16 protein-coding genes and 1 riboswitch are annotated in these 24,040 nt (G+C 58.6%); of the genes, 15 read left to right on the plus strand and 1 reads right to left on the minus strand.

What is annotated here, in order from left to right:
- The first annotated feature begins 133 nt into the window (after positions 1–133).
- The 12 genes from rppH (at position 134) to recD (ending at position 18,559) form a co-directional block, all read left to right on the plus strand.
- On the plus strand, positions 134–664 hold the full coding sequence (rppH, locus tag AC007G_RS06840; RefSeq protein ID WP_004867097.1) for an RNA pyrophosphohydrolase: 531 nt from the start codon (positions 134–136) through the stop codon (positions 662–664).
- 12 nt (positions 665–676) lie between these two features.
- Positions 677–2,923, plus strand: coding sequence for a phosphoenolpyruvate--protein phosphotransferase (gene ptsP, locus AC007G_RS06845; RefSeq protein ID WP_004867094.1), 2,247 nt, complete (start codon positions 677–679; stop codon positions 2,921–2,923).
- A gap of 265 nt (positions 2,924–3,188) precedes the next feature.
- Positions 3,189–4,064 (plus strand): prolipoprotein diacylglyceryl transferase, encoded by an 876-nt coding sequence (lgt, locus tag AC007G_RS06850; protein ID WP_032696727.1) that lies wholly within the window; start codon positions 3,189–3,191, stop codon positions 4,062–4,064.
- 6 nt (positions 4,065–4,070) lie between these two features.
- Positions 4,071–4,865 carry a thymidylate synthase gene (gene thyA / locus AC007G_RS06855; protein WP_032690892.1) on the plus strand — a complete coding sequence of 265 codons (795 nt, stop codon included), beginning with the start codon at positions 4,071–4,073 and terminating at the stop codon, positions 4,863–4,865.
- Positions 4,866–5,052: 187 nt separating this feature from the next.
- A complete protein-coding gene (locus AC007G_RS06860; RefSeq protein WP_032690895.1) occupies positions 5,053–5,520 on the plus strand; it encodes a prepilin peptidase-dependent protein in 468 nt (155 codons plus the stop codon).
- A complete protein-coding gene (locus AC007G_RS06865) occupies positions 5,517–6,074 on the plus strand; it encodes a prepilin peptidase-dependent protein (protein ID WP_228304925.1) in 558 nt (185 codons plus the stop codon). Before AC007G_RS06860 ends, AC007G_RS06865 begins: the two co-directional genes overlap by 4 nt.
- The gene (locus AC007G_RS06870) at positions 6,071–6,478 is read left to right on the plus strand and encodes a DUF2509 family protein (RefSeq protein ID WP_032690897.1); all 408 of its coding nucleotides are present in this window, start codon (positions 6,071–6,073) and stop codon (positions 6,476–6,478) included. The genes AC007G_RS06865 and AC007G_RS06870 overlap by 4 nt, the downstream gene beginning before the upstream one ends.
- A gap of 41 nt (positions 6,479–6,519) precedes the next feature.
- On the plus strand, positions 6,520–6,786 hold the full coding sequence (locus AC007G_RS06875) for a prepilin-type N-terminal cleavage/methylation domain-containing protein (protein ID WP_249807876.1): 267 nt from the start codon (positions 6,520–6,522) through the stop codon (positions 6,784–6,786).
- 12 nt (positions 6,787–6,798) lie between these two features.
- Positions 6,799–10,170: an exodeoxyribonuclease V subunit gamma gene (gene recC / locus AC007G_RS06880; RefSeq protein ID WP_032690899.1), complete on the plus strand. Its 3,372-nt coding sequence runs from the start codon at positions 6,799–6,801 to the stop codon at positions 10,168–10,170.
- Positions 10,171–10,293: 123 nt separating this feature from the next.
- Positions 10,294–13,179 (plus strand): pitrilysin, encoded by a 2,886-nt coding sequence (gene ptrA / locus AC007G_RS06885; RefSeq protein WP_032696733.1) that lies wholly within the window; start codon positions 10,294–10,296, stop codon positions 13,177–13,179.
- Positions 13,176–16,724 carry an exodeoxyribonuclease V subunit beta gene (gene recB, locus AC007G_RS06890; RefSeq protein ID WP_032698864.1) on the plus strand — a complete coding sequence of 1,183 codons (3,549 nt, stop codon included), beginning with the start codon at positions 13,176–13,178 and terminating at the stop codon, positions 16,722–16,724. Before ptrA ends, recB begins: the two co-directional genes overlap by 4 nt.
- A complete protein-coding gene (gene recD, locus AC007G_RS06895) occupies positions 16,721–18,559 on the plus strand; it encodes an exodeoxyribonuclease V subunit alpha (protein ID WP_032690902.1) in 1,839 nt (612 codons plus the stop codon). The genes recB and recD overlap by 4 nt, the downstream gene beginning before the upstream one ends.
- A 162-nt stretch (positions 18,560–18,721) precedes the next feature.
- Here the strand turns inward: recD and argA are convergent, their stop codons facing one another.
- Entirely contained in the window at positions 18,722–20,053 is a 1,332-nt protein-coding gene (argA, locus tag AC007G_RS06900; RefSeq protein ID WP_004867060.1) for an amino-acid N-acetyltransferase, read from the minus strand.
- A gap of 227 nt (positions 20,054–20,280) precedes the next feature.
- Here argA and amiC point away from each other — a divergent pair, with 227 nt between their 5' ends.
- The 3 genes from amiC to cbiB all read left to right on the plus strand — a co-directional run bounded on the left by amiC (position 20,281) and on the right by cbiB (position 23,994).
- A complete protein-coding gene (gene amiC / locus AC007G_RS06905; RefSeq protein ID WP_032690903.1) occupies positions 20,281–21,534 on the plus strand; it encodes an N-acetylmuramoyl-L-alanine amidase AmiC in 1,254 nt (417 codons plus the stop codon).
- A 14-nt stretch (positions 21,535–21,548) separates the two neighbouring features.
- Complete coding sequence (gene cobD / locus AC007G_RS06910; protein ID WP_142629836.1) at positions 21,549–22,634, plus strand: threonine-phosphate decarboxylase CobD; 1,086 nt, start codon at positions 21,549–21,551, stop codon at positions 22,632–22,634.
- Between the two features lie 81 nt (positions 22,635–22,715).
- Positions 22,716–22,877: riboswitch (cobalamin riboswitch) on the plus strand.
- A gap of 157 nt (positions 22,878–23,034) precedes the next feature.
- Complete coding sequence (gene cbiB / locus AC007G_RS06915) at positions 23,035–23,994, plus strand: adenosylcobinamide-phosphate synthase CbiB (protein WP_032698867.1); 960 nt, start codon at positions 23,035–23,037, stop codon at positions 23,992–23,994.
- Positions 23,995–24,040 lie beyond the last annotated feature (46 nt).

Consider the following 24,040-nt stretch of genomic DNA (forward strand, 5'->3'; position numbering starts at 1 on the left):
GTTGTTTATAACTCTGCTGATTACTGTGAGTTATTCAAATGTTATTCGATCGCACAGTGACAACAGAGTGGTTTACCGTTTACAGCGAGTGTGAAACAATCATTCACATTGAAGATTATTTTGAGGTAGTCCGGTGATTGATGACGATGGCTACCGCCCAAATGTCGGTATTGTAATCTGTAATCGCCAGGGCCAGGTTATGTGGGCCAGGCGCTATGGTCAGCACTCGTGGCAGTTCCCGCAAGGGGGCATTAATCCAGGGGAATCAGCCGAGCAGGCAATGTATCGGGAATTGTTCGAAGAGGTTGGGTTAAGTCGTAAAGATGTGCGAATCCTGGCCTCAACCCGTAACTGGCTGCGTTACAAGTTGCCTAAACGTTTGGTGCGTTGGGACACAAAGCCGGTTTGTATCGGCCAGAAACAGAAGTGGTTTCTCCTGCAGTTGATCGGCAGCGATGCAGAAATCAATATGCAAACCAGTAGTACACCTGAGTTTGATGGTTGGCGCTGGGTAAGTTACTGGTACCCGGTTCGTCAGGTGGTGTCGTTTAAGCGCGACGTGTACCGCCGGGTGATGAAAGAGTTTGCCAGCGTGACCATGTCGCTGGCGGAAAGTGCACCTAAACCGCAAAGCGCGCCTGCTTATCGACGTAAAAGAGGTTAAGCCACGCATATTATGCTCACTCGGTTACGAGAAATCGTCGAGAAGGTCGCGAGTGCGCCGCGTTTAAACGAGGCGCTGGATATCCTGGTCACCGATATCTGCAAAGCGATGGAAACGGAAGTTTGTTCGGTTTACCTGGCCGATCACGACCGACGATGTTATTACCTTATGGCCACTCGCGGGCTGAAAAAACCTCGCGGGCGTACCGTTGCGCTCGCGTTTGACGAAGGCCTCGTTGGCCTGGTCGGGCGCCTTGCGGAGCCTATCAACCTTGCCGATGCGCAAAAACATCCCAGCTTTAAATATATTCCTGCCGTCAAAGAGGATCGCTTCCGCGCTTTTCTTGGCGTCCCGATTATCCAGCGGCGTCAGCTGCTGGGTGTGCTGGTGGTGCAGCAGCGTGAGCTGCGTCAGTTTGATGAAAGCGAAGAGTCGTTTCTCGTCACCCTGGCGACGCAAATGGCCGCCATTCTTTCCCAGTCTCAGCTGACCGCGCTGTTTGGCCAGTATCGACAGACGCGTATTCGCGCGCTGCCCGCCTCCTCCGGGGTGGCCATTGCCGAAGGCTGGATGGACATCAGTCTGCCGCTCATGGAACAGGTGTATGAGGCATCGACGCTTGATACCGCTTCCGAACGCGAACGATTGACCGGTGCGCTGGAAGAGGCGGCGAACGAGTTTCGTCGCTACAGCAAGCGTTATGCCGCCGGGGCGCAAAAAGAGACTTCGGCGATCTTCGATCTCTATTCACACCTCCTGTCCGACGCGCGTCTGCGTCGCGAGCTGTTTGCGGAAGTCGATAAAGGCGCGGTGGCAGAATGGGCGGTGAAGAAGATCATCGAGAAGTTCGCCGAACAGTTTGCCGCGCTGAGCGACGGGTATCTGAAAGAGCGGGCCGGCGATTTGCGTACGCTGGGTCAGCGCCTGCTTTTCCATCTCGATGATACGATTCAGGGGCCTAATACCTGGCCGGCGCGTATTGTGCTGGTGGCCGACGAGCTGTCAGCGACGACGCTGGCGGAAGTTCCGCAGGACCGGCTGGCGGGCGTCGTCGTCCGCGATGGCGCAGCCAACTCCCACGCCGCCATTATGGTGCGGGCGCTGGGGATCCCGACGGTTATGGGGGCTGATATCCAGCCTTCGCTGCTCCACGGCCACATGCTGGTGGTGGATGGCTACCGCGGCGAACTGCTGGTCGACCCGGAACCGGCGCTGCTGCAAGAATATCAGCGTCTGGTCAGCGAAGAGAACGAACTCAGCCGGCTGGCGGAAGACGATCTGGAACACACTTCCGAGCTGAAAAGCGGCGAGCGGGTGAAGGTCATGCTGAACGCTGGCCTGAGCCTGGAACATGAAGAAAAGCTTGGCAACTTTATCGACGGCATCGGCCTGTACCGGACCGAAATCCCGTTTATGCTGCAAAGCGGTTTCCCGTCGGAAGAGGAGCAGGTCGCCCAGTATCAGGGCATGCTGCAGATGTTTAATGAAAAGCCCGTGACCCTGCGTACGCTGGATATCGGCGCCGATAAACAGCTGCCGTATATGCCGATTAGCGAAGAGAACCCGTGCCTCGGCTGGCGCGGCATCCGCATTACTCTCGATCAGCCGGAAATATTTCTCATCCAGGTGCGCGCCATGCTGCGTGCCAATGCCGCCACCGGCAACCTGAGTATTTTGCTGCCGATGGTGACCAGTCTTGATGAGGTGGATGAGGCGCGCCGTCTGATCGATCGCGCCAGCCGTGAAGTCGAAGAGATGATTGGCTACGCTATTCCTCGCCCGCGTCTTGGCGTAATGCTGGAAGTGCCTTCGATGGTCTTTATGCTGCCGAATCTTGCCAGCCGCGTGGATTTTATCTCGGTAGGGACCAATGACCTGACTCAGTATATCCTCGCCGTCGATCGCAACAACACCCGGGTTGCCAGCATGTATGACAGCCTGCATCCCGCGGTGCTGCGGGCGCTGGCGATGATTGCGCATGATGCCGAACGCTTCGGCATTGACCTGCGGCTGTGCGGTGAAATGGCGGGCGATCCGATGTGCGTGACGATCCTGATTGGTCTTGGCTATCGCCACCTGTCCATGAACGGTCGTTCGGTGGCGAGGGTCAAATACCTGCTGCGACGTATCGATATTGCCGAAGCTCAGGAACTGTCGCGTCGGAGCCTTGAAGCGCAGATGGCCACCGAGGTTCGCCATCAGGTGGCGGCCTTCATGGAGCGACGCGGTCTGGGCGGCTTGATCCGCGGCGGCCGTTAGCCGTTAGAGAGCGGTAGGCCGGGTAAGCGTAGCGCCACCCGGCAAAATAACGGCTCAGTCAGGTAACCCGGACAGGTGATCGGCACCGCCTCCGGGAAAACTCCCGTGTGCCGTTAGCATCCGTATACATATCTTTTACAACAACGGCACGGCCAGCGAATTAACCTTATGCTATTATTCGCCCCCTTGGAGCACCCGTATAGGTCGGGCGTGTATGATCACCGCTGTCCACTTTCGGCGGAATAACAAGTCTTTATGGTGACAGATGAATAGTGGCTACCTGCATTTTCCGGATTTTGATCCGGTCATATTTTCCCTTGGGCCGGTCTCCCTCCACTGGTACGGGATGATGTATCTGGTCGGCTTTGTTTTTGCGATGTGGCTAGCCACCCGTCGGGCCAACCGTCCGGGCAGCGGCTGGACCAAAAACGAAGTCGAAAACCTGCTGTATGCCGGGTTCCTTGGCGTTTTCCTCGGTGGCCGTATCGGCTATGTCCTGTTCTATAATCTGCCGGTTTTCCTGCAGGACCCGCTGTATCTGTTCCGCGTCTGGGACGGCGGCATGTCGTTCCACGGCGGCCTGATTGGTGTCATCCTCGTGATGATCATTTTTGCCAGACGCACTAAACGCACTTTCTTCCAGGTCGCCGATTTTATCGCGCCGCTGATCCCCTTTGGCCTCGGGGCGGGGCGTCTGGGCAACTTTATCAACGGTGAACTGTGGGGCCGCGTCGATCCGAGCTTCCATTATTCGATGATTTTCCCCGGCTCGCGCGCGGAAGATCTGGCGCTGCTGCCGTCTCATCCGGAATGGCAATCGCTGTTTGATACCTACGGCGCGCTGCCGCGTCACGCTTCGCAGCTGTACGAGCTGGCGCTGGAAGGGGTCGTCCTGTTCCTGATTCTGAACCTGTTTATCCGTAAACCGCGTCCGACCGGGTCGGTATCCGGTCTGTTCCTGATTGGCTACGGCCTGTTCCGCATTATCGTGGAGTTCTTCCGCCAGCCAGACCAGCAGTTCACCGGTGAATGGGTACAGTACATCAGCATGGGGCAGATTCTTTCGATCCCAATGGTGCTTGCGGGTATCATTATGATGGTCTGGGCGTACCGTCGTCGTCCGCAGCAACAAACTTCTTGAGGAACCATGAAACAGTATCTTGATTTGATGCAGAAAGTGCTCGCCGAGGGCACGCAAAAAAATGACCGCACCGGTACCGGCACTCTCTCCATCTTCGGCCATCAGATGCGTTTTAACCTGCAGGAAGGCTTCCCGCTGGTGACGACCAAGCGCTGTCATTTACGCTCCATCATCCATGAACTGCTGTGGTTCCTCCAGGGTGACACCAACATCGCGTATCTGCATGAAAACAACGTCACTATCTGGGACGAGTGGGCGGATGAAAATGGCGATCTGGGGCCGGTTTACGGCAAACAGTGGCGTTCCTGGCCTGCGCCGGACGGCCGCCATATCGACCAGATCAGCACGGTGATGGAACAGCTGAAAAACGATCCGGATTCACGTCGCATCATCGTTTCTGCGTGGAACGTCGGCGAGCTGGATAAAATGGCGCTGGCGCCGTGCCACGCGTTTTTCCAGTTCTACGTCGCGGACGGCAAACTCTCTTGCCAGCTGTATCAGCGTTCCTGCGATGTGTTCCTCGGCCTGCCGTTTAACATCGCCAGCTATGCGCTGCTGGTGCACATGGTCGCCCAGCAGTGCGATCTGCAAGTCGGTGATTTTGTCTGGACCGGTGGGGATACTCACCTCTACAGCAACCACCTTGAACAGACGGATCTGCAGCTGAGCCGCGAACCTCGTCCATTGCCGAAGCTGATCATCAAACGGAAACCAGCGTCGATTTTCGACTACCGTTTTGAAGACTTCGACATCGAAGGCTATGACCCGCATCCGGGAATTAAAGCGCCGGTGGCGATTTAATTCGCCCGGCACAGGATGTCGTAAAGAGATAAAAACCGGTGCCTGAGGCGCCGGTTTTTTTTGCCTGCGCAAACTCGCTTCCTGATTTTCTGTAATCGTCTGCAAACCTGATGCCTGGCTTCGGCACGCCTCGCGAAAGGCTATTTTGCCCGTCGTCTCCGCGCCGTTTTTTCCCCATACTCGCGCCATGAACAGACAACGTGGCTACACCCTGATTGAAACCCTGATAACGCTGACGCTGGTGCTTATTCTCAGCGCAGGAGGGCTGTACGGCTGGCAGAGCTGGCAGCAACAACAGCGCTTATGGCAAACCGCCAGCCAGGTGCGCGACTACCTGGTGCTGCTACGCGACGACGCGAACTGGCATAACCGCAATCGGCTGGTGAGCGTGGGGCAAAGCGGCGGCGTCTGGTGTCTGAGCGCCGAGGATACGCTGGCGGAGTGTGCGGCAGTAACGCCGTTTACGCTGCTGCCGCGTTGGCCGGAAGTGGCGCTCAGCCACATCACGCCGGGATTAGGTTTTTACGGGTTGCGTAACAGCGCCTGGGCCGGACATATCCGGCTGCAAAGCGCGGGGGGGAGCTGGAATATTATCGTATCTGGCTGGGGGCGAATTCGCCTGTGCCGCAACGAGGAGAACGCATCGTGCCTCTGATTCCCCGAGGTTTTTCGCTGGCCGAGACGCTTATCTCAATGGCCATCAGCGCGATTTTACTGATGGGCGCATCGCGTTTTCTGCCTGCTCTGCAACGGCAGACACTGCGGCAGACGCAGCAGCAGTCTCTGGATAACGAACTCTGGCAGCGCGTGTATACGGTAGCAAAACATCTGCAGCGTGCGGGCTATTGCGCCGGGGAGTGCGTGGGACAACCGTTGCTTATCGCCAGCGATGGTCGCTGTGCGATCGTCCGCTGGGATAGTAATAGCAACGGCGCGTGGGATGCCACGCCGGAAGCAATGTCTGATGCGACAGGATTTCGTTTGAACAACGGGGCGCTGGAAACGCGGCGCGGTGTGACCAGCTGCAGCGACGGGGGATGGGAAAAAATGACGAATCCCGGAGCACTCAACGTGACTCATTTTCAGGTTACCCGCCAGGATATCGCCGGATTTGCTCCGGAGCTTACCGTCATGCTGGCGGCGCATGCGGTTGCGGATCCCCATATTTCGGCTCAGGCGGAATACCGCGTGACCGGGTATAACTTATGAACCGCCAGCGGGGAGCCTCCTCGTTGCTGATGGTGCTTTTGCTGCTGGCGCTTGGCAGTATGTTATTGCAAGGGCTGAACCAGCAGCAGCGCTCCTTGCTGGCGCAAACCGCGGGTGAAACTCAGGCGATCCGCGAAACGGCCGGTGCGCACTCCGCGCTGCAGTGGGGAAAAACTCTGGCGTGGACGGTACACGATGCCAACGCCTGCCGTGATTCTGCTGCCGGGGGCTGGCGCGCCTGCCTGCGCATTTTTGACGATGCATCCGCCCTGTTAATCGCCAGCGGCGGTCGCATTTTGCTGTGGCAATCTGGTCGGGTTGAAGAGGGCGTGGTGCGCTTTTCTCCCCACGGCTGGAGCGACTTTTGTCCACTAACGGAGGCGAATCTGTGTCGGATGCCGTGAACCATGAGCAAGGGTTTAGCCTGCCGGAAACGCTGCTGGCGATGACGTTACTGGTTATGGTGGTGACCGCCCTTGGCGGCTACCAGCGTGGGCTGGCCAATGGTTTTATCCAGTTAAATCAATATCGCCAGCTGTGGCGCGACGCGTGGCGCTATGGTCAGATGAACCCTCCGGAGATCCCACCCGGCGGGTCCGTTACCCGCTTGCAGACATCGGCGGCCAGATGTGTCAGCATCACGGTAACGATCACCATGCCCGTGGATAAACGGGTGCAGATGACCCGGTTGCATTGCCCGGTCAGTCAGTAGTCAGGAGCGAATATGTTAAGGGTGTACCACTCAAACCGTCTGGATGTTCTTGAAGCGTTGATGGAATTTATCGTCGAGCGCCAGCGGCTGGATGACCCTTTCATGCCGGAAATGGTGCTGGTGCAAAGTACCGGGATGGCGCAGTGGCTACAGATGACGCTGGCAAAACGGTTTGGCATTGCCGCCAATATCGACTTCCCGCTGCCGGCGAGCTTTATCTGGGACATGTTTGTCCGCGTACTGTCGGATATACCCGGGGAAAGCGCCTTCAGTAAGCAGAGCATGAGCTGGAAACTGATGACCCTCCTGCCGCAACATCTTGACGATGAGGCTTTTACGCTGTTACGCCACTATCTCAGCGACGATAGCGACAAGCGCAAACTGTTTCAGCTGGCAGCCCGGGTCGCCGACCTCTATGACCAGTATCTGGTCTATCGCCCGGAATGGCTGATGCGCTGGGAGGCCAATGAGCGCGTCGATGGCCTCGGCGACGCCCAGCAGTGGCAGGCGCCGTTATGGAAGGCGCTGGTCGACCATACCGCTGCGCTGGGGCAGCCGCTCTGGCATCGTGCCAATCTGTACCAGCGCTTTATCAGCACGCTGGAAGCGGCGGATGAACCTCCGGCCGGGCTACCTTCGCGGGTTTTTATTTGCGGAATTTCGGCGCTGCCGCCGGTTTACCTGCAGGCGCTTCAGGCGCTGGGCAAGCACGTCGATGTGTATGTGTTGTTCACCAACCCCTGTCGTTACTACTGGGGCGATATTAAAGACCCGGCCTTTCTGGCGAAACTGCTGTCACGCCAGCGCCGTCATCATCGTGAACCGCGCGAACTCCCGCTGTTTCGCGATACCGGGCAGGCGCCAGCATTGTTTAACGATGCGGGGGAACAGGACGTCGGTAATCCGCTGCTCGCTTCCTGGGGGAAGCTGGGTCGCGACTACATCTATCTGCTGGCCGGGCTGGATCGTTATGAAGAGCTGGATGCCTTTGTCGATATTACGCCGGATAATCTGCTGCACAATTTGCAGGCGGATATCCTCGAACTGCGCAATACCGCAGTGGCCGGAAGAAGCGCCGAAGAGTTTGCCCACAGTCACGGCAAACGCCCGCTGGCACTCGACGATCGTAGCCTGACCCTCCACGTCTGCCATAGTCCGCAGCGTGAGGTCGAGGTGCTGCATGACCGGCTGCTGGCGATGCTGGAGGCGAATCCTGAACTGACGCCGCGCGATATTATCGTGATGGTGGCGGATATCGACAGCTACAGCCCTTACATTCAGGCGGTATTCGGCAGCGCCAGCGGCGAACGCTGGCTACCGTGGGCGATTTCCGACCGGCGCGCCACAGAATCGCATCCGGCTCTGCAGGCATTTATTACGCTGCTTGCTCTGCCCGACAGCCGCTTTGCCAGCGAAGATGTCCTGGCTCTGCTGGATGTTCCGGTGCTCGCCGCGCGCTTTAACATTGACGAAGAGGGGCTGCGCTATCTGCGTCAGTGGGTTAATGAATCCGGCGTGCGCTGGGGAATGGATGACGATAATGTGCGCGAACTGGATCTGCCTGCCACCGGGCAACACACCTGGCGCTTTGGCCTGACGCGGATGCTGCTGGGCTATGCGATGGACAGCAGCCAGGGCGAATGGCAGTCGGTCCTGCCCTATGATGAATCCAGCGGGCTGATCGCTGAACTGGTGGGTAATCTGGCTTCGTTGCTGATGCAGCTCAACCTCTGGCGCCGGAAGCTGGCGCAGGAACGTCCGCTGGCGGAATGGCTGCCGCTTTGTCGCGAACTGCTCAATGACTTTTTCTTGCCCGACGGCGACACCGAAGCGGCGCTGGCGCTGATTGAACAGCAATGGCAGACGGTGATTGGCGAAGGTGCCCAGGCACAATATGAGCAGTCCGTTCCTCTGTCTTTATTGCGCGATGAGCTGGCGCAGCGGCTGGACCAGCAGCGTATCAGCCAGCGCTTCCTCGCCGGGCCGATAAACATCTGTACTCTGATGCCGATGCGCTCTATACCGTTCAAAGTGGTGTGCCTGCTCGGGATGAACGACGGCGTTTATCCGCGGACGCTGGCGCCGCTGGGCTTCGATTTAATGAGTCAGAAACCGCAGCGCGGCGACCGCAGCCGTCGTGATGATGACCGCTATTTGTTCCTGGAGGCGCTGATGTCCGCCGAACAGACATTGTATATCAGCTACATCGGCCGCTCAATTCAGGACAATAGCGAACGCTATCCTTCGGTGCTGGTGCAAGAACTGGCGGACTATATTGGCCAGAGCCACTGCCTGGCCGGGGATGAAGCGCTGGATTGTGACGCCAGCGAGCGACGCGTCAAAGCACATATCACCCATCTGCATACGCGCATGCCCTTTGATGCGGCCAATTTCCGTGATGATGAATATCAGAGCTACGCCCGGGAGTGGCTGGCGGCTGCCAGCCAGCAGGGAGAGGCGCATGGCGACTTTATCCAGCCGTTGCCGGCGCCGGTTATCGAAACGCTGCCATTTGAACAGCTGCTGCGATTCTGGCAACACCCGGTACGCGCCTTTTTCCAGCAGCGCCTGCGGGTTAACTTCCGTTCTGAAGAGAGTGAAATTCCCGATGACGAGCCGTTCACCCTCGAAGGACTTAGCCGTTATCAGCTGAACCAGCAGTTGCTGAATACGCTGATTGAACAACAGGATGCGTCGACGATGTATCGTCGCTTCCGCGCCGCGGGAGAACTGCCGTTTGGCGCTTTTGGTGAGCTGGCCTGGGAGACGCAGCGTCAGGAGATGCAGAACCTTGCGGAGCGGGTCATTGCCAGCCGTCAGCCGGGGCAGAGCATGGAAATCGATCTGCAATGTCACGGAGTCAACATTACGGGGTGGCTACAGCAGGTACAATCTGACGGTCTGCTGCGTTGGCGGCCGTCGCTGCTGAGCGTCGCGCAGGGGATGCAACTTTGGCTGGAACACCTTGTCTACTGTGCTAGCGGCGGAACCGGTGAAAGCCGGCTGCTGGTGCGCAAAGAGGGCGAGTGGCGTTTCCCGCCTCTGGCGCAGGAACAGGCCAAAGCGTACCTTGATCAGCTGGTAGAAGGCTACCTGCAAGGCATGTCCAGACCGCTGCTGTTACTGCCGGAAAGCGGCGGTGCATGGCTAAAAGTCTGTTATGACGCTGAAAAGGATGTCATGTTAACGGACGAAGAGACGCAACAAAAAGCGCGTAGCAAATTTCTTCAGGTCTATGAAGGTAATATGGTGGTCAGCGGCGAAGGGACGGATGTGTGGTATCAACGCCTCTGGCGCACGCTTGAACCGGCTTACTATGAAGAAATTATCACACAAACACAGCGCTACCTGTTGCCGATATTTCGTTTCCATCAGTCCGAATAAATTTGTAATAGTATAAAAATTGCGCAGAATAAGGTGTTCAATTATCATGCGCAACCAATCACGGACTGATGTGCATAACGCTGACGCAGTCAGCGCAAAGTTTGTTAATGATGAGGTTCGTGAATGCCCCGCAGTGTATGGTTCAAGGTTATTTTAGTACTGGCTGCCCTTTGGGCGCCGTTAAGTCAGGCAGATACCGGATGGCAACCGATTCAGGAAACCATTCGTAAAAGCGAAAAAGATCCCCGACAGTATCAGGCCATTCGCCTGGATAATGGCATGGTGGTCCTGCTGGTTTCCGATCCGCAGGCGGTGAAATCCCTGTCTGCGCTGGTGGTGCCCGTGGGGTCGCTGCAGGATCCCGTCGATCATCAGGGGCTGGCGCATTTTCTGGAGCACATGACGCTGATGGGCTCGCAAAATTATCCGCAGCCGGACAGCCTCGCCGAATTTCTGAAAATGCACGGCGGCAGCCATAATGCCAGTACCGCGCCTTATCGCACCGCCTTCTATCTTGAAGTCGAAAACGATGCCCTTGACGGCGCGGTCGATCGTCTGGCGGATGCCATTGCCGCTCCGCTGCTGGATAAGAAATATGCCGATCGCGAGCGCAATGCGGTCAACGCCGAGCTGACCATGGCGCGCACCCGTGACGGGATGCGCATGGCCCAGGTGAGTGCCGAAACCATTAACCCGGCGCACCCGGCTTCGCATTTTTCCGGCGGTAACCTTGAGACGCTTAGCGACAAGCCCGGTAAACCGGTGCTCGACGCCCTGCATACTTTCCGCGACAGCTGGTACTCGGCGAACCTGATGAAGGCGGTCATTTACAGCAACAAACCGCTGCCAGAACTGGCGAGCATCGCGGCGAAAACCTATGGCCGGGTGCCAAACCACAATATCAACAAACCGGAAATCACCGTCCCGGTCGTGACCGATGCGCAAAAGGGCATCATCATTCACTACGTCCCGGCAATGCCGCGCAAAGTGCTGCGCGTTGAATTCCGTATTGATAACAACAGCGAGCAATTCCGCAGCAAAACCGACGAGCTGGTGACCTACATGATCGGCAACCGCAGCCCGGGAACCTTATCTGACTGGCTGCAGCAGCAAGGCCTGGTCGAGGGGATTCGCGCGGACTCCGATCCGGCGGTCAACGGCAACAGCGGCGTGCTGGCGATTTCGGCGACCCTGACCGACAAAGGTCTGGCGCACCGTGATGAAGTGGCGGCGGCGATCTTCAGCTACCTCAACCTATTGCGTAGCCAGGGCATCGACAAACGCTATTTCGATGAGCTGTCCCATGTTCTGGCGCTTGATTTCCGCTATCCGTCGATCAGCCGCGATATGGATTACGTGGAATGGCTGGCGGACACCATGATTCGCGTACCGGTGGAACATGCGCTGGACGTGGTCAACATCGCCGATCGCTACGATCCGCAGGCGATTAAAGACCGGCTGGCCATGATGACGCCGCAAAATGCACGCGTCTGGTATATCAGCCCGCAAGAGCCGCATAACAAAACCGCTTACTTTGTGAATGCGCCGTATCAGGTCGACAAGATCAGCGCGCAAACCTTTAGCGACTGGCAGCAGAAGGCGAGCGCTATCGACCTGAAGCTGCCGGTGTTGAACCCTTATATTCCTGACGATTTTACGCTGATTAAAAGCGATAAAGCCTACCCGCATCCGCAGCTGATCGTTGATGAGCCGACGCTGCGGGTGGTCTATGCGCCCAGTCAGTTCTTCGCCAGCGAGCCAAAGGCTGACGTTTCTCTGGTGCTGCGTAATCCGCAGGCCATGGACAGCGCTCGTAGCCAGGTCATGTTCGCGCTGAATGACTATCTGGCAGGCATCGCTCTCGATCAGCTCAGCAACCAGGCAGCGGTGGGCGGCATCTCCTTCTCAACCGGCGCCAATAACGGATTAATGGTCAATGCCAATGGCTATACCCAGCGGCTGCCGCAGCTGTTTACCGCGTTGCTGGACGGCTATTTCAGCTATACGCCGACCGAAGAGCAGCTGGAGCAGGCCAAATCCTGGTATGCGCAGATGATGGACTCGGCGGACAAAGGTAAAGCCTACGACCAGGCGATCATGCCGGTTCAGATGTTGTCCCAGGTGCCCTATTTCCAGCGCGAGGAGCGCCGGGCGCTGCTGCCGTCAATTAGCCTGCAAGAGGTACTGGCCTATCGCGACAACCTGAAAGCGAAAGGGCGCCCGGAGCTGCTGGTGATCGGCAACCTCACCGCTGAACAGTCCACCGCCATGGCGCGTCAGATCCAGCAGCAGCTGGGATCTGATGGCAATGAGTGGTGTCGCAACAAAGACGTCCTGATCAACAGTCAGCAGCTGGCGATTTTTGAAAAAACCGGTAACAGCACCGATTCGGCGCTGGCCGCCGTCTTCGCCCCGCCGAACGTGGATGAATACAGCAGCTCCGCCGCCAGCTCCCTGCTCGGGCAGATTATTCAGCCGTGGTTCTATAACCAGCTGCGTACCGAAGAGCAGCTTGGCTACGCGGTCTTTGCTTTCCCGATGAACGTCGGGCGCCAGTGGGGGATGGGCTTCCTGCTGCAAAGCAGCGATAAACAGCCTGCTTTCCTCTGGCAGCGCTTCCAGGCGTTCTTCCCGACCGCGGAAGCTAAACTGCGGGCGATGAGCCCGGCAGAGTTTGCGCAAATCCAGCAGGCGGTGATAAGCCAGATGACTCAGGCGCCGCAAACCCTGGGCGGCGAAGCCTCGCAGCTGAGCAAAGATTTCGATCGCGGTAATATGCGCTTCGATTCACGTGATAAAGTAGTGGCTCAGATAAAACTGCTGACGCCGCAAAAACTTGCCGACTTCTTCCATCAGACGGTGGTGGTTCCGCAAGGCATGGCGATATTGTCCCAGATTTCCGGCAGCCAGAATGGCAAGACCGATTACGTCCATCCTGAAGGTGGCAAAGTCTGGGAAAACGTCAGCGCATTGCAGAAATCCTTACCCCTGATGCGAGAGAACGAATGACCGAAACCGCCGAGTCTCTGGATCCCCTGCGCTTGCCCTTGACGGGTGAGCGCTTGATAGAAGCCTCTGCGGGCACCGGAAAAACCTTTACCATCGCCGCACTGTACCTGCGGCTACTGCTGGGGCTTGGCGGGGAATCCGCCTTTCCTCGTGCGGTCAGCGTGGAAGAGCTGCTGGTGGTGACCTTCACCGAAGCGGCCACCGAAGAACTGCGCGGCCGTATTCGCAGCAATATCCACGAGCTGCGCATTGCCTGCCTGCGCGACAGCGCGACCGATCCCCTCTATAGCGCTTTGCTGGCTGAAATTGCGGATAAGAACCAGGCGGCGAATACGCTGCTGCTGGCGGAACGACAGATGGACGAAGCGGCGGTATTTACCATTCACGGCTTTTGTCAGCGGATGCTGAGTCTCAATGCCTTTGAGTCCGGCATGCTCTTTGAGCAGCAGCTGATCGAAGATGAATCCCGGCTGCGTTACCAGGCCTGCGCAGACTTCTGGCGTCGACATTGCTATCCGTTGCCGCGGGAGATCGCCGCCGTCATTCATGAGGCGTGGAAAGGTCCGCGCGATCTGTTGAAATCCCTCGATCGCTGGTTGCAGGGCGAAGCTCCGCAGCTCAAATCCCCGCCGGCAGCGGAAGAGACGCTGGCCGAACGCCATCAGCACATTATTGCGCGCATTAACGCCATGAAAACACAGTGGCGGGAACAGGTTGCTGAGATTGAGGGGGTGCTGGAGAACTCCGGTCTCGACCGCCGTAAGTTCAATCGCGGCAACCAGGGAAAGTGGATAGAGAAAATCAACGCCTGGGCGCAGGAAGAGACGCTCGGTTATCAGCTTCCTGACGCGCTGGAGAAATTCTCGCAGGCCTTCTTACATGAACGAACTAAAGCCGGCGGTGAGCCGCCGGTGCATCCGCTGTTCAGTGCGGTTGAAGAGCTGCTCTCTTCTCCGCTGACGCTGACGGATCTGGTTATCGCCAGGGCGATGGTGGAGATCCGCGAAGCGGTCGCCCGGGAAAAGCGTCGGCGCGGCGAGCTCGGTTTTGATGACATGCTCAGTCGGCTGGATGATGCGCTGCGCGGCGAGAGCGGAGAAGCGCTGGCCAGCGCCATTCGTCAGCGTTTCCCGGTGGCGATGATTGATGAATTTCAGGACACCGACCCGCAGCAGTACCGAATTTTTCGCCGTATCTGGCGGCAGCAGCCGGAGACGGCGCTGCTGCTTATCGGCGACCCCAAGCAGGCCATCTATGCCTTCCGCGGCGCGGATATTTTCACCTATATGAAAGCGCGTGGCGATGTGGCGGCTCATTATACGCTGGATACCAACTGGCGCTCTGCTCCCGGGGTGGTTGAAAGCGTTAACCGCCTGTTCAGCCTGAGCGATAACCCCTTTATGTTCCGGGAGATCCCTTTCTTGCCGGTCAAACCGGCCGGGAAAAACCACGGGCTGCGCTTTACCGTGGATAACGACGCGGTTCCGGCAATGAACATCTGGCTGATGCCGGGCGAGGCCGTGGGATCCGGTGACTATCAGACGTATATGGCGCAGCTGTGCGCGGCGCAAATTCGCGACTGGCTAAGCGCCGGTCAACAGGGGCGCGCGTTGCTCTGGCGTAATGACAAAGCAGCCCGGCCGGTTCAGGCCTCCGATATCACGGTTCTGGTACGTAACCGTCAGGAAGCCTCGTTGATCCGGGATGCCTTACGGGCGCTGGCGATCCCGTCGGTGTATCTCTCTAATCGCGATAGCGTTTTCGACACGCCGGAAGCGCAGGAGATTTTATGGCTACTGCAGGCGGTACTGGCTCCCGAACGAGAAAATACGCTACGCAGTGCGCTGGCAACATCGATATTCGGCTTGAATGCGCTGGATATTGAACGCCTCAATCAGGATGAACGAGCGTGGGACGCGCTGGTTGAAGAGTTCAGCATCTACCGGCAAATCTGGCGCCAGCGCGGGGTGATGCCGATGCTGCGTGCGCTGATGAGCGCGCGGCAGATTGCGGAAAATCTGCTGGTGACGGTCGGCGGTGAACGCCGTTTAACCGACATCCTGCATATCAGCGAACTGCTGCAGGAGGCAGCCAGCCAGCTGGAAAGCGAACATGCGCTGGTGCGCTGGCTGACGCAGCATATCGCCGAACCGGACAGCAATGCGTCCAGTCAGCAGATGCGCCTGGAAAGCGATAAGCACCTGGTGCAAATCGTCACCGTCCACAAATCGAAGGGGCTGGAATACCCGCTGGTCTGGCTGCCGTTTATTGCTCGTTTCCGCAAACAGGATCAGGCGTTTTATCACGATCGCGACTCGTTTGCCGCGGTGCTCGATCTTGGTCAGGATGAGGGCAGTCTGGAGCTGGCGGAAGCGGAGCGCCTGGCGGAAGATTTGCGCCTGCTGTACGTCGCGCTGACCCGCGCGGTCTGGCACTGTAGCCTCGGCGTGGCCCCGTTGAGTACCCGACGCAGCGACAAACCCGGCGCCAGCGATTTTCATCACAGCGCGCTCGGGCGTCTGCTACAGGGCGGCGAAGCCATGGATGCCGCTGGGCTGGCCGCGCGTTTGCAGGCCTTCTGCGGCGAGGATATCGCGCTGCAAATGCCTACCGCTCCGGATGCAACGCCCTGGCAGGCGCCGCAGGAAACGCTGCCGCCGCTGTCCGCCAGGAGCCTTGTGCGTCAGGTTAGCGATGACTGGCGGGTGACCAGCTATTCCGGATTACAGCAGCATGGTCAGAGCGCGGCTCAGGACCTGTTGCCGCGCCTTGACGTTGATGCCGCCGGCGTCGGTGACGTCGCCGCGGAGCCGCAGCTTACGCCGCATCAGTTTCCGCGCGGCGCATCGCCGGGGACATTCCTGCATAGCCTGTTTGAAGATCTCGATTTTACCCAACCGGTCCCGGCTGACTGGATGGCGGAAAAACTGCAGTCCGGCGGCTTCGGCGAGCAGTGGACGCCGGTGCTGACGCAGTGGCTGGATGATGTGCTACGTACTCCGTTGCCGGGGGCCGGGATCGCGCTGAACCAACTTTCCACGAATGATAAGCAGGTCGAAATGGCCTTCTATTTGCCTATCGAACGCCCGCTGGAACCGCTGCGTCTGGATGCGCTGATTCGCCGCTACGATCCGCTCTCCGTGGATTGCCCGCCCCTCGACTTCCGCCAGGTTCGCGGGATGTTAAAAGGCTTTATTGACCTCGTTTTCCGCCATAACGGCCGATATTACCTGCTGGATTATAAATCGAACTGGCTGGGAGCGGACCGCGAGGCCTATACCCGACAGGCGATGGAACAGGCGATGCGGGCGCACCGCTACGATCTGCAGTACCAGCTCTATAGTCTGGCGCTGCACCGCTACCTGCGTCACCGCATTGCGGACTACGACTACGAACGCCATTTTGGCGGCGTGATTTATCTCTTTTTACGCGGCATGGACGGGCAGAGCGGCGAGCAGGGCATTTTCACTACCCGTCCCGTGCAGCCGCTGATTGACGGTCTCGATGCGCTGTTTGCCGGAGACGTCCTGGAGGTTCTGTCATGACGATGGATGAACTGCTGCTGGAAGCGGCCAGTCAGCGCCTGCTGCGCCCGTTAGATGTCCAGTTTGCCCTGATGGTGGCGCAAGAGGCGCATCCGGCGGTGAAGCTGGCGGCGGCGGTGCTCAGCCGTGATGCTGGCGAGGGGCACGTTTGTCTGCCGATATCGCGTCTGCGGACGGACGAGTTTCTGAGCGGTAAAACCAATGAACTGCGTGAACAGCTGCTGGCCCAGGCGGGCGTACCCGATGACTGGTCTGCGCTTTTGCTTGCTTCGGAAGCCGTCAGCGACGGCGAACGTCCGACGCCGATCGTCCTGTGCGGCGACCGACTCTATCTCAACCGGATGTGGCGTAATGAACTGACCGTTGCCCGCTTCTTCAACGAAGCTAACCAGGTTGTGGACGTTGATGAGGCCCTGCTGGCGCAAACGCTGGACGCTCTTTTCCCCGCCAGCGATGAGATCGACTGGCAAAAGGTTGCCGCCGCAGTGGCGTTGACCCGTCGTATTTCGGTGATTTCCGGCGGTCCCGGCACCGGGAAAACCACCACCGTCGCCAGGCTGCTGGCGGCGTTGATTCAGACAACCCGGCAACCGCGCTGCCGCATCCGACTGGCGGCGCCGACCGGGAAAGCGGCGGCACGATTGACGGAATCGTTGGGCGAGGCGCTGCGTCGCCTGCCGCTAACCGATGAGCAGAAGGCGCTGTTACCTACCGAAGCCAGCACGCTGCATCGTCTGCTGGGCGCTCAGCCCGGTAGCCAACGGATGCGCTACCACGCCGGCAATCCGCTGCATCTCGATGTGCTGGTGGTGGATGAAGCTTCAATGATTGACCTGCCGATGATGGCGCGGCTGATTGATGCCCTGCCGGAACACGGGCGGGTTATTTTCCTCGGCGACCGCGATCAGCTGGCGTCGGTGGAGGCCGGAGCGGTACTCGGGGATATTTGTGCCTGGGTCAATGCCGGCTATACCGCCGGACGAGCGGCGCAGCTGGAGAGGTTGACCGGCCACCCGGTACCGGCGGGCGAAAGTGATGTTGCCGGCGCGCTGCGCGACAGCCTGTGCCTGCTGCAAAAAAGCTATCGTTTTGGCAGTCATTCCGGCATCGGTAGCCTGGCTCGCGCCGTGAACAACGGCGATCGCCACGGCGTCAGAGCGACGTTGCGCCAGGCCTTCGAGGATATTGTGCTGCATCCGCTGAGTACGACTGAAGAATATGAAGCCATGCTAGAGCAGTCGCAGGCGGGGTACGGTCGCTATTTGCAGCTACTGCGCGAGCGGGCCGAGCCGGAGGCCCTGATCGCCGCCTTTGGTGAATTTCAGCTACTGTGCGCCCTGCGCGACGGCCCATACGGCGTCAGCGGGGTGAATGAACAGCTGGAGCAGATGCTTAACCGTCGGCGGGCGATAACGCTGCCGAGGCATTCCCGCTGGTATGAAGGGCGTCCGGTGATGATTTCGCGCAACGACAGCGCGCTGGGGCTGTTTAACGGCGATATCGGTATTGCACTGGAGCGAGGAGAGGGGCTGCGCGTCTGGTTCCCGATGCCGGATGGCAGCATTAAATCGGTGCAGCCAAGTCGTTTGCCGGAGCACGACACCGCCTGGGCGATGACGGTGCATAAATCGCAGGGGTCAGAGTTTGACCATGCGGCGTTGATTCTGCCCGCCAAAATCGTACCGCTGGTCACCCGCGAGCTGGTCTATACCGCGATCACGCGGGCAAAACAGCGGCTATCGATTTATGCCGATGAACAGGTGCTAACCCAGTCCATTGTCGCCCGTACCGAGCGGCGCAGCGGGCTGGCGGACATCTTCGCCAGCGGCGCGTAATCTCAACCTTCCTCTGCCCGCCGGGGATTGCCGACTCAAGCGTCAGCGTTTTCCCCGGCTGGCGCTGTGCTTAGCCGGGCTACATGTGGGATGCGCTGACTCAGGGGGGCAGAGGAGGGGCGCCCGGATAAGGCGTTTACGCCGTTATCCGGGGCGGTGACATCAGCCGAGGTCGGCCATCATCACTTTGGAACGACGCTGGTAGTTGTACATCTCTTTCTTACTTTCCGGCAGCAGATCGATATCGACCGGCGTAAAGCCGCGCTCCTGGAACCAGTGAATACTGCGGGTGGTCAGGACAAACAATTTGCTCAATCCCATCTGCTTCGCCTGGGTGGCGATGCGGTTCAGCAGCACTTCACCGCGCGATGAGCTGCGATAGTCCGGATGCACCGCGACGCAGGCCATTTCGCCGATTTTCTCTTCCGGGAACGGATAGAGCGCGGCGCAGGCAATCGTGGTGTTATCGCGCTGAATAATTGTGAATTTATCGATTTCCATCTCCAGCTGTTCGCGGGAGCGGCGCACCAGAATGCCCTGTTGCTCCAGTGGGCTAATCAGCTCAAGAATACCGCCGATATCGTTAATGGTGGCGCGGCGAATCTGCTCGGCGCTTTCCATGACGATCTGGGTGCCGATACCGTCGCGAGAGAACAGCTCCTGCAGCAGCGCCCCGTCTTCCTGATAGCTGATCAGGTGGCAACGACGCACGCCGCTGCGGCAGGCCTTGACGGCACCGCGCAGAAAACGCACTGTGCCGGAGTTGTAATCCTCTTCCGCCTCCAGCTCTTCCACACGCGCCTGAGCTTCGTTGGGGAACAGTTCGGAAACAATCACCCCATCCTGGTTGTAAACCCCTTGCGAAGAGCAGAAGCCGATCATCTTTTCCGCCTTCAGCTTCACGGCCAGCTGGGTGGCAATCTCTTCCGAGGTCAGATTGAAGCTTTCGCCGGTGACGGAAACGGCAACCGGACCCATCAGCACGATAGCGCCGTTATCCAGCTGGCGATGGATCGCCTCTTCATCAATACGGCGGATGCGTCCGCTATGGCAATAATCCACGCCGTCGTCGACGCCCAGCGGCTGAGCGATAATAAAGTTGCCGCTCACCACGTTGATATGGGCGCCCTGCAGCGGGGTGTTATTCAGGCTCATTGACAGACGCGCGGTAATTTCCAGCTGCAGCATGCCCGCAGCCTGTTTCACCAGCTCGAGGGTTTTGGCGTCGGTGACGCGGGTCTGTTTATGGTAAACCGGTTCGTGGTGATGCTCTGCCAGATTGGCATCAATCTGCGGACGCGCGCCATAGACCACCACCAGGCGGATGCCCAGGCTATGTAAAAGGCCAATGTCATTGACAATACTGGAGAAATTCTCATGCTCAATTGCTTCGCCGCCGAGCATGATGACAAACGTTTTTCCCCGATGAGCGTTAATATAGGGGACAGAATGGCGGAATCCTTCTACCAGTTCGGTGCGACGCTCCTTCACCATGACTCAACCCTCAATGCATGATTATTCGTAATTAGTGTATTTTTATTCTGTTTCGTGGTTAAACGCAAGTCTAAATTTGCGACGAAACTGATAAAAATCTGTGATCAAATGCGTGTTGCCTAAGATTGTTTACCCTTTTATTGATGACAGGTTATGCAGCTTTCGTTAAAGTTTCCGGTCAATCTGTCTGTTTTGAGTACCAATACGTTTTATTGCTTGGGAGTGGCATGCCGGGATACAAGTCAGGATTAAGCCGTCGTCGTTTTTTACAGGGGGCGGGCGCAATGTGGTTAATGAGCGTCAGCCCGCTGGGTTTAGCGGCCGCCGCGCAGGTCGTCGCCGTACGCGTCTGGCCGTCGTCAACCTATACGCGCGTTACGGTAGAATCCAGTCATGTGCTGAAATATCGGCAGTTTGCGTTGAGCAATCCGGAACGGCTGGTGGTCGATCTGGAAGGCGTCAATCTTAACTCCGTGCTAAAAGGCATGGGGGCGAGTATTCGCGATGATGACCCTTATATTAAGTCCGCGCGCGTCGGCCAGTTTGATCCGCAAACCGTGCGCATGGTCTTTGAACTCAAGCAGAACATCAAACCGCAGCTCTTTGCCCTGGCGCCGGTGGCCGGCTTTAAGGAACGTCTGGTGATGGATCTCTATCCTTCGACCGCCACCGATGTTCAGGATCCGCTGCTGGCGTTACTGGAAGATTACAACAAGGGCGATCTCGAACGTCAGGTCCCTCCTGCAGAAAGCGGGCCGAAGCCGGGTAAAGCCGGGCGCGACCGACCTATTGTGATCATGCTCGATCCGGGCCACGGCGGTGAAGACTCCGGCGCGATCGGCAAATACCATACCCGTGAGAAAGATGTGGTGCTGCAGATTGCCCGGCGGCTACGGGCGCTCATCGAAAAAGAGGGCAACATGCGGGCCTACATGACCCGCAATGAAGATGTCTTCATTCCGCTGAAGGTTCGCGTGGCCAAAGCGCAAAAGCAGCGCGCCGATCTGTTCGTGTCGATTCACGCCGATGCCTTCACCAGCCGACAGCCGCGAGGCTCATCGGTATTTGCCCTGTCGACCAAAGGCGCCACCAGTACCGCCGCAAAATTCCTCGCGCAGACCCAGAACGCCTCTGACCTGATCGGGGGCGTCAGCAAGAGCGGCGATCGCTATGTCGACCATACGATGTTCGATATGGTGCAGTCGCTGACCATCGCCGACAGCCTGAAGTTTGGTAAAGCGGTGCTGCAAAAAATGGGCAGAATCAATAATCTGCATAAAAATCAGGTGGAGCAGGCGGGCTTTGCGGTGCTGAAGGCGCCGGATATTCCGTCGATCCTGGTGGAGACGGCGTTTATCAGTAACGTAGAAGAAGAGCGTAAGCTGAAAACGGCGACCTTCCAGCAGCAGGTGGCTGAGTCGATTCTGGCGGGGATTAAAGCCTACTTCGCCGATGGCGCCACGCTGGCAAGGCGCGGATAATACGGGAGCGGGAGATGGCGCTACTGAAGAGCGCGCACGGCGGTAATACCCGGGAAGCCGCTGCGCTGCTGGGCATTGAGGCGCACCAGCTGCGGGATTTCAGCGCCAATATTAATCCTCTTGGCATGCCGGAAAGCGTCAGACGCGCGCTTATCGATAATCTGGCCCTGGCGGAGCGCTACCCTGACGTTGAATACCCGCAGTTGCACCTTGCGCTGGCGGAACACCACCGTATTTCCGCATCGTGGATCCTGGCAGGCAATGGCGAAACCGAATCCATTTTTACGCTCGTTCACGGGCTAAAGCCGCGCACGGCGATGGTGGTGAAACCCGGTTTTGCAGAATATCGCCGCGCGCTGCAGACGGTCGATTGCACTATCCTCGAGTTCGCGCTGCGTGAAGAGGATGGCTGGCAGTTGACCGACGCGATTCTCGAGGCGCTGACGCCAGAGCTGGACTGTTTGTTCCTCTGTACACCCAATAATCCGACCGGCCTGCTGCCGGAGCGCCCGCTGCTTGAGGCGATTGCCGCCCACTGCCGGGACGCCGGTATCGCGCTGATTCTTGATGAAGCGTTTATCGATTTCATTCCTGACCAGCCGGGATTTATCCCCTTTCTGCAAAACAATCCGCATATCTGGGTGCTTCGCTCGCTGACCAAATTTTACGCCATTCCCGGCCTGCGTCTGGGCTACCTGGTTAACAGCGATGAACGGGCGGTGGCCCGACTGCGCGAGAAACAAATGCCGTGGTCGATCAACGCGTTTGCCGCTCTGGCGGGGGAAATAGCGCTTAAGGATCGCGCCTATCAGCAGGCCACCTGGCGATGGCTGGCGCAGGAGGGAAGCCGGTTCTATCAGGCCCTCCGTCAGCTTCCCGGCCTGAGCGTCTATCCGGGGCGGGCGAACTATCTCTTTTTACGTTGCCATCTCCCGGAGCTCGATCTGCAGCAGGCGTTGCTGCAGCAGCATATCTTGATTCGCAGCTGCGCTAACTATCCGGGACTGGGAAACGGTTATTACCGCGTAGCGATTCGCAGCCCTGAGGAGAATCAACTGCTGCTTACGGCGCTCTGCGCTATCCTTGCCGCTCCCCTCTGACTGCAAGCGACCGGCTTCTCCGTATGGCATAATAGGCCGCCTGTTGCTTCAGATACCCGGTCTGACGAGCGTCCGGATGCAGCCGCAGGATAACCAACAGGTGCAAGGGAAGGGGGTGAAACGCCTCCGCAGCCCCCGCTGCTGTGATGCTGACGACCCCGTAAATACCACCGGCCGCGAATCCGGGAAGGGCGGGCGAGGATGACGCTAAGCCAGAAAACCTGCCTGTCGGTCATTACCAACAACTTCGGTGGGAAGTGGGTTGCTCAGATGCGTGCCGTCGCAAGACGGCGTCAGGCGCACCTTTACACCCCGACCACCCTGAACAGGAACAGGGTATGGCGGTACGACTCCATTCATCCATTGCCGCCCGCTGGCGGGCGGCAACGAGGCCCGGGCAATGACGTTACTTGCCTGGTGCGTGGCCTGGATTCTCGATTTTTTCATCGGCGACCCGCCGCGCTGGCCGCATCCGGTACGCTGGATCGGCAATCTCATCACCTTGACTCAACGTATCGTACGCCGGTATTGCCATAGCGACCGTGCGCTGCGCGTTGGCGGCGCGCTGATGTGGCTGACGGTGGTTGGCCTGACCTGGCTCCTCTCCTGGAGCCTACTGAAACTGGCGGCAAGCCTCCATCCCTGGCTGGGCTGGGGAGTTGAAGTGTGGATGATCTTTACGCTCCTGGCCGGGCGCTGCCTTGCGGATTCCGCCCGGGAAGTCGAACGTCCGCTGCGCGCGGGCGATGTGGCGCTCAGCCGGGAAAAGCTCTCCTGGATTGTCGGGCGCGAAACCGCGCAGCTCCAACCTGAACAGATCAATCGCGCGGTGGTGGAGACGGTTGCAGAAAACACCGTCGATGGCATTATTGCGCCGCTGTTCTTCCTGCTGCTGGGCGGCGCGCCGCTGGCGATGGCCTATAAAGCGGTCAACACCCTCGACTCCATGGTGGGGTATAAACATGAAAAATACCGCGCCATTGGTATGGTCAGCGCCCGCCTTGATGATGTGGCGAACTGTATTCCCGCGCGTCTGAGCTGGCTGCTGTTCAGCCTCGCGGCGTGGTTATGTCGCTACGACGCCGCGGGCGCCCTGCGTATCGGCTGGCGCGATCGCTATCAGCACAGCAGCCCCAATTGCGCGTGGTCGGAAGCCAGCGTCGCCGGCGCGTTAGGCATCCGGCTCGGCGGCCCGAATGACTATTTTGGCCAGCGGGTGGACAAACCCTGGATTGGCGACGCCGTACGCGATATTTCGCCCGAGGATATTCCCCGTGCCCTGCGCCTGATGTGGGTCGCCTCGACGCTGGCGCTGGTGATGTTTATGGCCGCACGGTATCTATGGACAGGGATGGCCTGAGGAGAAATCCGCATCACCTTCTGGCAGCGGGGCAGTGGCAACATAA

This window comes from Klebsiella sp. CSG-1 (assembly GCF_056521145.1).

What these genes read in the sequence shown, in the direction of transcription:
- amiC (WP_032690903.1), top strand. Translation starts at nt 20,281, where the DNA reads ATGCCGGGATACAAGTCAGGATTAAGCCGTCGTCGTTTTTTACAGGGG.
- AC007G_RS06860 (WP_032690895.1), top strand. Translation starts at nt 5,053, where the DNA reads ATGAACAGACAACGTGGCTACACCCTGATTGAAACCCTGATAACGCTG.
- recC (WP_032690899.1), top strand. Translation starts at nt 6,799, where the DNA reads ATGTTAAGGGTGTACCACTCAAACCGTCTGGATGTTCTTGAAGCGTTG.
- cobD (WP_142629836.1), top strand. Translation starts at nt 21,549, where the DNA reads ATGGCGCTACTGAAGAGCGCGCACGGCGGTAATACCCGGGAAGCCGCT.
- lgt (WP_032696727.1), top strand. Translation starts at nt 3,189, where the DNA reads ATGAATAGTGGCTACCTGCATTTTCCGGATTTTGATCCGGTCATATTT.
- ptsP (WP_004867094.1), top strand. Translation starts at nt 677, where the DNA reads ATGCTCACTCGGTTACGAGAAATCGTCGAGAAGGTCGCGAGTGCGCCG.
- recD (WP_032690902.1), top strand. Translation starts at nt 16,721, where the DNA reads ATGACGATGGATGAACTGCTGCTGGAAGCGGCCAGTCAGCGCCTGCTG.
- AC007G_RS06870 (WP_032690897.1), top strand. Translation starts at nt 6,071, where the DNA reads ATGAACCGCCAGCGGGGAGCCTCCTCGTTGCTGATGGTGCTTTTGCTG.
- AC007G_RS06875 (WP_249807876.1), top strand. Translation starts at nt 6,520, where the DNA reads ATGACGTTACTGGTTATGGTGGTGACCGCCCTTGGCGGCTACCAGCGT.
- cbiB (WP_032698867.1), top strand. Translation starts at nt 23,035, where the DNA reads ATGACGTTACTTGCCTGGTGCGTGGCCTGGATTCTCGATTTTTTCATC.
- argA (WP_004867060.1), bottom strand. Translation starts at nt 20,053, where the DNA reads ATGGTGAAGGAGCGTCGCACCGAACTGGTAGAAGGATTCCGCCATTCT.
- recB (WP_032698864.1), top strand. Translation starts at nt 13,176, where the DNA reads ATGACCGAAACCGCCGAGTCTCTGGATCCCCTGCGCTTGCCCTTGACG.
- ptrA (WP_032696733.1), top strand. Translation starts at nt 10,294, where the DNA reads ATGCCCCGCAGTGTATGGTTCAAGGTTATTTTAGTACTGGCTGCCCTT.
- thyA (WP_032690892.1), top strand. Translation starts at nt 4,071, where the DNA reads ATGAAACAGTATCTTGATTTGATGCAGAAAGTGCTCGCCGAGGGCACG.